Annotated in this window: 10 protein-coding genes; 1 reads left to right on the top strand and 9 read right to left on the bottom strand. The window is 41.3% G+C overall.

What is annotated here, in order from left to right; translation table 11 throughout:
* Positions 1 to 37: 37 nt before the first annotated feature.
* Complete coding sequence (locus tag PE36_RS08530) at positions 38 to 784, top strand: glycerophosphoryl diester phosphodiesterase (RefSeq protein ID WP_006031596.1); 747 nt, start codon at positions 38 to 40, stop codon at positions 782 to 784.
* A gap of 69 nt (positions 785 to 853) precedes the next feature.
* Here PE36_RS08530 and PE36_RS08525 read toward each other — a convergent pair whose 3' ends face one another.
* The 9 genes from PE36_RS08525 to PE36_RS08485 form a co-directional block, all read right to left on the bottom strand.
* Positions 854 to 1,276 carry an MAPEG family protein gene (locus tag PE36_RS08525; RefSeq protein WP_006031595.1) on the bottom strand — a complete coding sequence of 141 codons (423 nt, stop codon included), beginning with the start codon at positions 1,274 to 1,276 and terminating at the stop codon, positions 854 to 856.
* A 147-nt stretch (positions 1,277 to 1,423) separates the two neighbouring features.
* On the bottom strand, positions 1,424 to 6,211 hold the full coding sequence (locus PE36_RS08520) for an Ig-like domain-containing protein (protein ID WP_006031594.1): 4,788 nt from the start codon (positions 6,209 to 6,211) through the stop codon (positions 1,424 to 1,426).
* Positions 6,212 to 6,449: 238 nt separating this feature from the next.
* A complete protein-coding gene (grcA, locus tag PE36_RS08515) occupies positions 6,450 to 6,836 on the bottom strand; it encodes an autonomous glycyl radical cofactor GrcA (protein ID WP_043994353.1) in 387 nt (128 codons plus the stop codon).
* 192 nt (positions 6,837 to 7,028) lie between these two features.
* Entirely contained in the window at positions 7,029 to 7,715 is a 687-nt protein-coding gene (locus tag PE36_RS23730) for an SCO family protein (protein WP_006031592.1), read from the bottom strand.
* A gap of 84 nt (positions 7,716 to 7,799) precedes the next feature.
* On the bottom strand, positions 7,800 to 8,117 hold the full coding sequence (locus PE36_RS08505) for a cytochrome C oxidase subunit IV family protein (protein WP_006031591.1): 318 nt from the start codon (positions 8,115 to 8,117) through the stop codon (positions 7,800 to 7,802).
* 9 nt (positions 8,118 to 8,126) lie between these two features.
* On the bottom strand, positions 8,127 to 8,804 hold the full coding sequence (locus PE36_RS08500; protein ID WP_006031590.1) for a heme-copper oxidase subunit III family protein: 678 nt from the start codon (positions 8,802 to 8,804) through the stop codon (positions 8,127 to 8,129).
* Positions 8,805 to 8,813: 9 nt separating this feature from the next.
* On the bottom strand, positions 8,814 to 9,515 hold the full coding sequence (locus PE36_RS08495; protein WP_006031589.1) for a cytochrome c oxidase subunit 3: 702 nt from the start codon (positions 9,513 to 9,515) through the stop codon (positions 8,814 to 8,816).
* 2 nt (positions 9,516 to 9,517) lie between these two features.
* Complete coding sequence (locus PE36_RS08490) at positions 9,518 to 11,260, bottom strand: cbb3-type cytochrome c oxidase subunit I (protein ID WP_006031588.1); 1,743 nt, start codon at positions 11,258 to 11,260, stop codon at positions 9,518 to 9,520.
* A gap of 63 nt (positions 11,261 to 11,323) precedes the next feature.
* On the bottom strand, positions 11,324 to 12,694 hold the full coding sequence (locus tag PE36_RS08485; protein WP_006031587.1) for a c-type cytochrome: 1,371 nt from the start codon (positions 12,692 to 12,694) through the stop codon (positions 11,324 to 11,326).
* Positions 12,695 to 12,732 lie beyond the last annotated feature (38 nt).

Raw genomic sequence — 12,732 nt, 5'->3', positions numbered from 1 at the left:
AATCACATCTATTATCTCGCTACCATGTAGTTTCGAAATGTTAACAACAAAAAGATTGATTGCTCATCGTGGGATGTCATCCCTAGCGCCAGAAAATACATTAGCCGCATTCTCTTTATGTAAAGCACATAATATTCAGTGGTTCGAGTGTGACATTGATATTTTAAGAGACGGTACGATCATTGTTTCCCATGACGATACCTTAGATCGTTGTACCGACAAGAGTGGTCAGTTATATAACATCAGCCACGACGATATCGCTAATATCGATGCCGGCAGCTGGTTTGCAGACCAATTTATTGGTGAAAAACTACCCACGCTTGCAGAGTTAATTGCCTTAGCAAATCGGCTTGAGCTAAACATGAATATCGAAATAAAATCATGTGTAGCCAGCCCAGAGTTAACTTATACCCTTATTGATAACTTAATCGTTGGGCTGAAAAACCTAGACCCTGAGCGTGAATTAATCGTCTCAAGTTTCAACCACCTTGCACTCACCGAATTCAAACGTCGTAGCCCTGAAACTCAAGTTGCTTGTTTATTTGAAAGCCACCACTTATGGAATGATTGGAACTCAATTCTAGATTCGTGTAACGCTGACTACATCCACCCACAAGACAAAGGTTTAACACAAGAAATGGTTCATAAATTTAAAGCTGCCGGTTTTAAAGTTAACGTGTGGACAGTCAACGATCATGCGCGTGCTAATCAGTTATTCAACTGGGGCGTTGACGGTATTTGTACCGATATCGCTCATGAATTCACAATACAAAGTATTAGCTAACCCAAAATGAGCTTATTAAGCATCGACAACACACCGATGGATGTATTATTTATAACACTCTATTTTTCGCTATGCAGCCATCACTATATGTACTGACGTTTGAATTAACAGTAATAACAGCGCAAACAAAGACAATGCAAACGCGCGTAATCTATGTGGTACATAGTTCGTCCCCACATGCACATAAGCGTGGATGTATCTAAACACCACATAAGCTACTGACAGTCCAATAGCAAAACTATTCACCGCCCCAACTAACACAGTAATAATACACAAGCCGTAGAACACCAAAGGGGATTCAAACTGATTATCTAAGTTATTAGACACTTGCACCACATCTTCAGGCCAAGCTTTGTTATTCAACGCCGTTTTCTTAAAATCGACAGTCTTGGCTTTTATTGCTTTTGATTTTCGTACTATTAACAAGGTATACAGCGATACCACTAAGAACACATGCGCAAGTAACGGGTATAAAATACTGATTCCATCCATCTCTTTCTTCCTTTATTTTTAAAAAATAATTAATCTATCAATTAGATATAAAGCAAATAAGCCAACATAGGAAATGTATGTCTTATGATTTGTGAATAAACGCACCATCAAATTCTATCTTTGATGATGCTTATCTAAAGTTACTATTTATTCCATAAATAAAACGCTCACGTCCACTTCTGACAATGCTTTATGATAAATTTTGACACTATCATATGCTTGTTCCAATGCGGACACACAAACTTTAGGGTCTGCCGAGGTCGCACCATCTTCACAGGTAACACTCGTATGCCCTCCCACTTTAAATGGTGAACCGCCACCGTAACCAGACGTATTCATTGCCGCAATGATCGGACTATCCCCAGCAGGTAAATCACCTTGTAGATCAAACGGTGCACCATCAATATAGCCAAGTAACTGCTGGTTTTCCCGATCGATAACGATAGCTACATGATGCCAACTGCCATCAACAATTGCAGCAGGTTGAACTATCTTTACATGATTTGGGTACATAAAACGGTCGCGGAAATTAACTTGAATTTCTAAATTCTGTCCACTAGCACGGATCTCCCAACCACCATAATTCATATTATTTGGAGTTTTAGACGATTTACCAATAAGCAGCTTATCACCGTCGGTTACCGTATATTTAAACCACATCGCCGCAGTAAAACTTTTATGACCTGGGTCTAATTTATGTGGTAATAAGCTGTCACCTAAAGGATCATCAGCCACCACCTTTGACGCTAACAATGGAATAGTAATACCTTGGTCCGCTCTCCCTGCAGTTTGCATTTCCGTCAATGTAACACCTGCTGTTTCGGCCTGTAAATCATGACCAAAACCAGAAAAGTCCGTCACTTTATTATCGTTTAAATTATCCATATCCCAATCAGCGGCCAATTCAGGTGTTAACACTTGGATCATCACTGGGCCACGGGTTTGGTATTCACCATCCGTGACAACATAACTAAATTGATCTACCCCAACAAAATCGGCGGGTGGCGTATAACGTAATGAATCACCATCAACAGCAATCGCACCACCCGCTAATGTTGTCGAGTCAAAACGAGCAATTGTTAATACATCGCCATTTGCATCATAATCATTTGCCAATGGATCGACTAAGCCAGATTCATTTTTATACACGGTTAAATAATCTTTGAAAGTGGCAGGTAACATTGGGTCTGTTAATGCCTTAGCGGCTTTAAAACGAGAGCCTTTTTGAATTCGACGCATCGTATTCCATGCTTGCATATTGCCCATGTGTGTTCTTGGCTCTTGGATCTGATTATTGTTATCGGTTTGTTCGCCATGACCTAACCCTAAGTTATGCCCAATTTCATGGGTGAAGCCCCAACTCATGGTATAGCCAGCGGTACAACCAACCCAATAACCACCGCCCCAACACTGTCCGCCATTCACCGGATCTTGAAAATCAATACTGAAGTTGGTGGCATCCGGTGCTGCTGGACGAGTTTGCGTCCCCTTGCCTATCGCCCCTTTCAATTCAATAACCGCTTTGCCTATATCCCAACGTAGCCCTGTTTTCTGTGCCCACATATAATCAAGCTCATTAATGTGCCCTTCCATCTGCGCAACACCATTGATAATGTTATTCCCAGCCGCGTTATCGAATTGATTTTCTTCAAATTTAAACGCAACACGCGCCAGGCTATTATGAAAGTCATGTCCAGGTTGCGGTTGATATAAACGGCCACTATCAATAGCAGGTAACTCAAAATCAATGATTAACTCTTGCGTATCTGTTTCATCATTACCTAACGCCGTAGAGCTTATAAATTCACTTACATCAACATTTTTCTGCCAAGCCAGCATATCTCCTCCCCAAGCAGAAAGGTGAATAATACCTAACACATCAACCACACCGGTGATAGTGACTGCCGGGTTATTCGTTACAATGCCACGGTAAGTTCGGATCTCCGGCATTGGTGACACAGATTCATATTCTTTGACTCGACGAGAATCAAAGGTGAGTAATTGAAAATGGGGAGAGCGTACTGAATGTTTGGTTAACGCTAATGCGTAGTCAACGTCATTGATGCTAACGTCGATATCAATATTTTGCGGTAATGATTCGCCAGCAGTTTTATTGGGATCAATAACAACCGTGCTCACAGTGATCGTATGCTGACTCCAGCGAGAGCCCGTTGGCCCAACAGTTTCAGTTCGAATATAATACGTTTTACCGGGATCGATTGGCGACAATATTACGCTATGTTTACCCGCTAACAAGTCACTTAACTCAATGCGATACTGCCATCCTTGAGCAGAGTTTCCAGCGTCCATTTCACCATAATAAACCCACACAGGGTAACCTTCAGCACTTTCATCCACACTAATATCAAGCTTAATTTGATTGCCTTGACGATCAAAACCGGTTTGTATTGCTGTCTCCACCTGTACCGCAGCAGGATGGAAACGACTGTACGGTATCAGGTATTCACCCGTCATCAAGATACGATTTTGAATACCAGCTCCCTGCCATGCCACAGACATGTGGTCACCACCGCCGCCTTCTTTATGAAGCACTTCGATATAATAATACTGACCCGTATTTAAATGAATATTCGTTTTAACTTGGCTCCTATCACGCCAGTTATCTTCACTCGTATAACCAGTAATATGTGCGACTAACTCAGCTTTATCACGCGTCATATCAGCGCTAATGCGTAATTCGCTATTATCATCAGAAGCGATCCAAAAATTGTACTCCCCACTCACAGGTACAGTGAAATAACCATATACTCGTTGGCCATAAGAAGAACCCATATTGGTGAGTGATTTAAAGTCTGTTAATGTACTTTGTTGATTAATCGGCGCTAACGTATTAATAACAGCAATGCTCGAGCCAGATATTCCAGTCCATATTTCCTGTGACACACCTTGATAACGTAATACATCACTGGGTAAAACGTTTACTTTCACTCGCGTAGAACTGGTTTTATTATCTTTTCTTATCGTGACGTCAAGATCAAACGAACGGGATTCACCCTCAAGAATATGACGCTTCAAGCTCAGCTGACCTTGCTCATTAATGACAAATAAGTTCGCATTATCACCAGATACTATCTTAAACACCACTCCCTGCAGCTCATTAAAACTCAATGTTGCAAACACACTATCGATGGCGTTATTAGCAGGAACCGCAAATTCATAATACGGATATTCAAATACAGGCGTACCTGCAACCAAGGCGTTAGTCTGTATCGACAACACACTTGATAAACCACTGCTGTTACCAACAAGATCAATGGCTTCAAATGTAATATCGTAATTCGTAGCAGGTAATAATTGCTTCAGTTTATGATTCGTATCATAAGTTTGTGCAACATATACTCCACCTTTATAAATTCGGTAAAGTATTTGTTGTTTATCTTCATCGGTTGAAGCATCCCAACTCAAATCTATAAAATCTGTCCCCTTTTCATTAACCCTAATATTAGTCACCATCGAAGGCGCTATAAAATCATCAATCACGATCATCAAGGGATCACTTTCCAGCGACTTATTACCGGCTTTATCCTGTGCACGAATAGTGAAATCATAACGAGTGGCACTTTGTAAGTCAGTTAACTCAATCGATAACTCGTCCTTACCTGTCGTTGCTAGCAACTTATTATTTTCATTAATTAAATAACGCTCTACATCAACATTATCGGTTGTCGCATTCCATTGTAAGATCACCGTATCTTCTGACGTTTTTAACCAATTAAAGTTAAATACAGGCGTAGGTTTTATCGTATCAACAGGTAAACGCAAATATTGATTGCTAATAATACCCTGTGAAATACCAGGCCCTTCCCAAGCGACGGCTAATGAATCAGATCCATAGCCTTCTGCCATTAACGCCTTTACGGCATATACTTTACCCGCTTCAAGGTGAATTATTTCTGAAGCTTGGCTATCATAACGCACAGGATCCCATTCATGCTCTGATGTATAACTATCGTTGTAAGCAATGCGTTTTAAACCTTTGGTACTAACACTATCACTTAATAACAGCTCAGATTGGTCATCTGAAGCGATCCAGAATTGATAGTCGCCGGTGACAGATGGGACAATATAGCCTTCCAGAGTCTGACCATATCTGCTAGCAATATTACTTGGTGATTCGAAGTCATCTACAATATTAATAGAGGTAGGCTTATCAGGAAATGTCGGTAATGCTTTAAGCTCAGCAAGTAAGCCTTTAACGCTATTATCCCGGTAATACTTGCGTAGCAAGCCTTGGTTTTCTGGTTTTTCTGCATGCGGTATAAATGCAATTTGAAACTGTACTATTGCCGAACTTAAACCGTCACTCACATTCACAACAATATCCATAACCTTTAATGACAGTTCATTAACCGAAGCGGCCACAGTTAATACACCATCGTCATCAATAGTAAAATAATTCAATGCCGGTTTACTGGAAACTTGATAATGCAATGCATCACCATTCGCATCACTTGCATTTATTTGAGCTACAAATGCACCGACCGTTGCGGTATCGTTAAGCAACACAATGTCAGTAATCGGCGAGATTTCAGGACTGTCATTCTTCATTGTTAAAGCCGTTATACTGCGCGGTTCTGATTCTCTACCGTCCTTATCCAAGGCCAACAAGTCATAGGAATAGCGTTTGTTTTCTTGTAGGTTTTTATCCACAAAACGATATAAACCACGACTAATCGTCGCGACTTTATGACCATCTCGGCGAATAATATAACCATCAGCGTTATGGCTATCATCCCACCCTAGCGTCAGACTTGTTTGACTCGTCGCAATTAATCGCACATTTTCGACAGCCATGACTTCTTTTTCTGGCTGTTCGGGCTCAGGGCGAGGTAGAGGTATACTTTGCTGAGTTCCGGAATCGTCGTTACACCCTGAAACAGATAAGATCAATACAATCCAGAATATATACTTCATTCATTCTTTCCTAAATCTATCTAATAAAACTCATCTTTTACTGATGATTCAATATAAAAAAGCAGTAAAACATATAAATACACATAAGAAAGCACGAATACTTTAAATTATAATCAATATCAATAAACTACGCAGCGTTGCTTATAATTCATTCAAAAGGCAGGTAATATGAGAGTAAAAAAACCCCAGTAGATACTGAGGCTTGAATAAATCAGTCAATAAAGACTAAGAGGCTAGTTTACATTGTTTTAGAGAATGTACGCGTGATAACGTCTTGTTGCTGTTCTGATGTTAATGAGTTAAAACGCACAGCGTAACCCGATACACGAATTGTTAGCTGTGGGTAAGCACTTGGGTTTTTAATTGCATCTTCAAGCGTTTCACGTGTTAATACGTTCACGTTTAGGTGTTGACCACCTTCAATTTTAGCAGGCTCTTCAATTGCAATATCACGCGACTCAAAGTTACCTAGCTCAGCTAAATTAACAATTGCGTCTTGTGCGATCACATCATCAACAGTACCAATACATCTTGCTTGCTCTGCACTTTCATCAATGAGCCAAATTGAATTATTAAGACGCTGATCGTCAGCTTTAGTGATTTGAATACCTTTTAATTTACTCATTGTTTTACCTTGTTGTTGTATGTTTAAGCTAACCATACAACAAGAAACCTTAAAAATACAAGGGTTAAAGTGTAAAAACTTAATACTTTATGGGTAGTTTACATTTATGTGGAATTGATGTTAAAACAAGGTTAAAGCGATGAGTAGAATAAACTTAAAAATCAATATTTAACTAGAGTTTGTACAGGTAGGTCAGCTGCCTTTAGCATCAGCATAATGCTGCCGTACTTGCTTGAAGTCTTCAAACAAGAGCTTCGATGATAATGTTGCTTCACCAAAATGATTGGTTTCAGGTTCGAGTATGGCTTGTAATTGCCCTTCTGGGTTAATCACCATAAAAGCTAAACTGTGGCTAACGCTATAATTGTCATTAGTGGCTGCATATTCATAAATAGCAATAATGTTTAAGCTATTTTCAAAGCCTAAATAAGTAACATCCTCAATTTGCCTTAACCCTATTATTTCGGGGGCAAAGAATGCCAGATATTCGGCCAAGACTTGCGTTGTATCCCGCCGAGGATCGACGGTATAAAAGATAATATCGACATCATCCTCAAATTCGCTTTGTGCTAAATAACGCTGAAATTGACTCAGTGCTAATAACGTCATGGGACAAATATCGGCGCAGTGCGTATAACCCGCAGCGACAATATGCCACTTGCCTAACAAATCAGCTTGAGTAAAAGTCTGGCCATGCTGATCTTCTAATACAAAATCCGCAATCGGCATGGCTTCGTTCAAGGCGACACCCTTAATTTTAGCTACGGGTTGCGATTGATATAAAGCAAACAAGATCCTCAGCACAATAAAAAAAGTGAATATGATGCTTAAACCCAAGCCGGTATATAAAAATTTATTAGCAGTTTTTTTTAAGGCCAATTAAGGAGACTCCATTAACCACATTCGATTGATAAACACCTATTAAAAAAGTCGATTTATAAATACCTATTTATGAACACCTCTTTATAAAAGCCTATTTATAAATACATAGCTAGCTTCTATATTCATTAAGGTAATGAATATCAATATCGCAATGGGTGGGATGAATAACAGCAACTTAACAGCAAATCGTTCCCAATTTAGATGCATGAACACGGCTAAAATAAGCCCTGCTTTCATGACCATAAAAAACAAGATAAGTGCCCAGCGTAAATAACCTTGAACCTGCATGTAATCTACCATGTAAGAACAAGCGCTTAAGATAAATAACAATAACCATGCCTTAAGATAAAGGCTAATGGGATGAACTTGACCCACTTTATGTGTTTGTGTGGACTTCATGATCACGCCTCACCAAAGATAGAAAAAAGCAAAAATAAATACCCAGACCAAATCAACAAAATGCCAATATAGCCCAGCTATTTCGACCATGTGATAACCTTTTTTGTCATAATCGCCCGCATGTACACGCTTGGCGACCACTAACAGATAAATAACCCCAACACTGACATGCAAACCATGAAACCCGGTGATCATAAAAAAGGTAGCGCCAAATTGTGCTGCACCTAATGGATTACTCCACGGCCGAACCCCTTCTTCAAAGATCAACTTACTCCACTCAAACGCTTGCATACCAACAAAGGAAATACCGAATAATGCCGTGATAAATATCAGTAAACTGGCTTTGCGTTTCTCGCCTTGATAGGCAAAGTTAACCGCCAATGCCATCGTGCCACTACTGGTAATAAGAATGAAGGTCATAATAGCAATTAACACTAAAGGTACGTGCTCACCAGCTATCGTTAACGCAAATACGTCACTCGAATTCGGCCAAGCATCGACAGCACTCATTCGCACGCTCATATACGCGGTTAAAAAAATACCAAAAATGAAGGTATCACTGAGTAAAAATGCCCACATCATAAACTTAGGCCAAGGCATATCGAACACGGTGCGATCATTAGACCAATCAGCTACGGCACTTTGCCAGCCTTTCTTGTCATCATCATTGTGGCTGTTATTATTCATGACCGTCTCCTAAAAACCACAAAGCAATGCAATCGTTTTGTAGGTGTCTGGTGTTGCCGTTAACAATGCAAACAACAACATCCACACAATAAACAAATAATGCCAATACCAAACACATAAGTGTAAATTGGCCGTCAATCGTTCACTATCCGCATGTCTAACAAAGATAACCACAACCCGAATTAATGCAATAAAACCACCCGCCAAATGTAATCCATGAATACCGGTAAACAAATAAAAGTAACTGTTGGCAGGGTTACCATTTACGGCGAAACCTGACGCAGTAAGCTGCTGCCAGACCAATAATTGCCCGATTAAAAACAAACAACTGAATAACCCCGTCAGGCATAACGCCAATACCATACGGGTATGAGCCACGCGCTCGTTAATCGGCTTAGATGTCGCGGCAAAGCGGATAGCAATGGATGCGAGTAATAAAAACGCGCTATTAACCCAAAGGGTGGTGGGATTGCTGAAGGGTAACCAAGGTGGGCCCGCTAACGCCGTAAAATCAGGATATTGTGAACGTGATAAGAAGGTGATTGAAATCAATAAAAAGACAACGCTCACCACCATCAAAAAGAAAACCAGCGCGGTTTTAGTTGATTGAGTCTGAACCACGCTTAAGCACTGTGTCTGATTATAAGAACCGGTAATATCAGCATCGTCTGACAACCAAGGTTTACTGAGTAATTGGCGAATAATGTTCATTATCACGGCTCCCCCTTATCTGTTAATAAACTCTCTGCATCCGTTTTATTTTGTGGGGTAAAATCTGTTTTGTGCCCAGGCACACTGTAATCATAAGCCCACCGGTAAACGACAGGCACGTTATCCCCCCAATTACCATGTACAGGTGGGCATTGCGGTGTTTGCCACTCCAACGACGTAGCTTGCCAAGGATTAGCTACGGATACTTTACCGTGACGTACACTCCAAATCAGATTGAAAATAAAGATCAGCTGACCCACACCAACAATCAAGGCAGCGACAGTAATACCGGCATTGAGTGTTTGTGTTGAATCGGGAATGAAAGCAGTATCACCCAGCGCAAAATAACGGCGCGGCACACCAAGAAAACCAAGATAGTGCATCGGTAAATAAATCGCATAGGTACCGAGAAAGGTAACCCAGAAATGTAATTTACCCAGTCCCGTATGCAGCATCCGCCCCGTTACTAACGGGAACCAATGATAGATCGCCGCAAACAGCACCATGATCGGCGACACTCCCATCACCATATGAAAATGCGCAACCACAAAGAAGGTGTCCGACAACGGTAAATCAACCACCACATTACCCAAGAACAAGCCCGTTAGACCACCGTGGGTAAAGGTAAAGATAAAACCAATGGCGAAGAACATCGGCACCGTAAAATGAATATTGCCACGCCACAGCGTTAGCAGCCAATTATAGACTTTCAATGCAGTCGGCACTGCAATGATCAAGGTGGTGGTAGCAAAGAAGAAACCAAAATAAGGATTCATCCCGCTGACATACATATGATGTGCCCACACCACAAAACTCAGCCCACCGATCGCCACGATCGCCCAGACCATCATCCGATAACCAAAGATATTTTTACGAGCATGAGTCGCGATCACATCCGATACCATGCCGAATGCAGGCAAGGCGACAATGTATACCTCGGGATGACCAAAAAACCAAAATAGATGTTGAAATAAAATGGGGCTCCCGCCGGTGTAGTCTAAGTTTTCACCTAAGGATAAGATCGCAGGCATGAAGAAGCTGGTACCCAGTAATTTATCAAACAACATCATGATCGCGCTGACCAGCAACGCCGGAAATGCCAATAGCCCTAAGATCGTGGCAATGAAGATCCCCCACAATGTCAGCGGCATTCTCATCAGGGTCATACCACGAGTACGCGCTTGCAATATCGTGGTGACGTAATTAAGACCGCCCATGGTAAAAGCGATAATAAAAATCGCCAGCGACAATAACATCAACAATATACCGTTATCCGCCCCCGGCGTACCTTGCAAAATAGCCTGAGGTGGATACAAGGTCCACCCTGCACCTGTCGGCCCACCGGTAACAAAAAAACTGGATATCAGCACGATAACCGATACTAAATAAGTCCAAAAACTCAGCATGTTAAGATAGGGGAATACCATATCCCGCGCGCCAATCATTAATGGAATAAGGTAATTGCCAAAACCACCGAGTAATAAAGCGGTGAGTAAATAGATCACCATAATAATGCCGTGCATCGTGACATATTGCAGATAAGAGCTTGGGTCAATAAAAGAGAAATGATCTGGAAAGCCGAGTTGTAAGCGCATTAGCGCAGATAATACTAAAGCGATCAGACCCACAAAAATAGCCGTGATCGAATACTGAATAGCAATCACTTTATGATCCAGACTCCACACATACTTAGCAAAGAAGCTCGATGGTTGGTGATCGTCTGCTATAGGCTGTATTTCTTTCACTCAAACCTCCTACCAAACCTTATTGAACAAATCTTATGAAAACAAGTCCTATGAAAACAAGCCCTATTGAACTGGCTGTAATGTAGCGATATACGCGAGCACATCGTCGATAGCGTGATCGTCTTGCAATAATTTAGACATCAGGATCATCTGAGGACCATACATATCTTGTGGGTGTTTACCGCGAATACCTTGTTGATAGTTCTCTAATTGACGTTTGAGATAACTGGTATATTGTCCCGCTAACTTAGGTGCTTTTTGGGCATAATGTCCTTGCGCAGATTCACCATGACAAACGGCACAATTTTTATAAATATCTCGTCCAACTGACACATTACCGCGACGTTCAGTTGACTGGATAACCGTCACAGCTGGCAATGAATTAAGGTAAAGACTGATATTAGCCACCGCAGCATCGTCCGCTAACATTGCTGCAAACGATAACATTTGACGGCCATAAATATCATCATCACTGCCACCGCGAATGTTATTTCGGAAATAATGTAACTGCCGATTAAGGTAATCACTTTCCTGACCCGCTAATACTGGCGCACCGATGGCTTTATTCCCTTCACCATTAACGCCATGGCAGGCGACACACGCGGTATAGCTTTGTTGACCAGCAGAAATATCACGACTAATACGCGCAAGGCTTTGCTTAAATGTTGGCTGTTGATTAAGCCATATTTGATAATCACCTTCAGACTCAACAACAACGTGTCCACGCATTGTGTAGTGGGCAATGCCACATAATTCAAGGCATAAGATCTCGTAACGACCAAGTAAAGTAGGTGTAAACCAGAGGTAAGATTGCGTGCCTGGCACCAAGTCCATTTTCACTCTGAATTGCGGGACGGTGAAATTGTGTAACACGTCTTTAGATCGTAACAACACTTTAACCGGACGTTCGATAGGCAGGTGTAATACATTACTATTAATCAATACATCATCTTGACCCTGTGGATCATCGGGGTCGATACCAAACGGATTATTCTGATTAATTAACGCAATGGCCGTACGACCCAGTTGGCCATCCTCGCCGGGCAAGCGAAAACTCCAATGCCATTGCTGACCAACCACTTCGACCTCACGCGCATCTGCAGGCACATCGACAAAATCAGCCCAAACAAACAACCCGGGTGTTAGCATGGCGATAATACCAATCGAGGTTAATACCGTTAACCAACCTTCTAATTTTCGGTTTTCAGGATCGTATTCTGCTTTTCTATTCTTGTTATAACGGTACCGATACACCACGTAAGCGAGAAACAGGTTCACGGCAACAAATACTGTACCCGTAACCCAGAAGGTAATATTGATAGTTTGATCGATCGCAGTCCAATTTGAGGCGATAGGCGTAAACCACCATGGACTTAAAAAATGAAACAGCAAGGAGCTAATAACCAGTAACAGAATTACTACCGCAATGACCATAATTTAACCGTTATTTAACCATCGAAAACTGTCAGTTT

It is taken from the genome of Moritella sp. PE36 (genome assembly GCF_000170855.1).
Lineage (GTDB): Bacteria > Pseudomonadota > Gammaproteobacteria > Enterobacterales > Moritellaceae > Moritella.
The sequence above is the reverse complement of the archived record's forward strand: the minus strand, read 5'-3'. Positions and strand labels throughout refer to the sequence as shown.

Excerpts from the sequence above, each read along its gene's own strand:
- PE36_RS08505 (WP_006031591.1), bottom strand. The coding sequence starts at position 8,117 with ATGAAGTCCACACAAACACATAAAGTGGGTCAAGTTCATCCCATTAGC.
- PE36_RS08485 (WP_006031587.1), bottom strand. The coding sequence starts at position 12,694 with ATGGTCATTGCGGTAGTAATTCTGTTACTGGTTATTAGCTCCTTGCTG.
- PE36_RS08495 (WP_006031589.1), bottom strand. The coding sequence starts at position 9,515 with ATGAACATTATTCGCCAATTACTCAGTAAACCTTGGTTGTCAGACGAT.
- PE36_RS08530 (WP_006031596.1), top strand. The coding sequence starts at position 38 with ATGTTAACAACAAAAAGATTGATTGCTCATCGTGGGATGTCATCCCTA.
- PE36_RS08525 (WP_006031595.1), bottom strand. The coding sequence starts at position 1,276 with ATGGATGGAATCAGTATTTTATACCCGTTACTTGCGCATGTGTTCTTA.
- PE36_RS08500 (WP_006031590.1), bottom strand. The coding sequence starts at position 8,804 with ATGAATAATAACAGCCACAATGATGATGACAAGAAAGGCTGGCAAAGT.
- grcA (WP_043994353.1), bottom strand. The coding sequence starts at position 6,836 with ATGAGTAAATTAAAAGGTATTCAAATCACTAAAGCTGACGATCAGCGT.
- PE36_RS08520 (WP_006031594.1), bottom strand. The coding sequence starts at position 6,211 with ATGAAGTATATATTCTGGATTGTATTGATCTTATCTGTTTCAGGGTGT.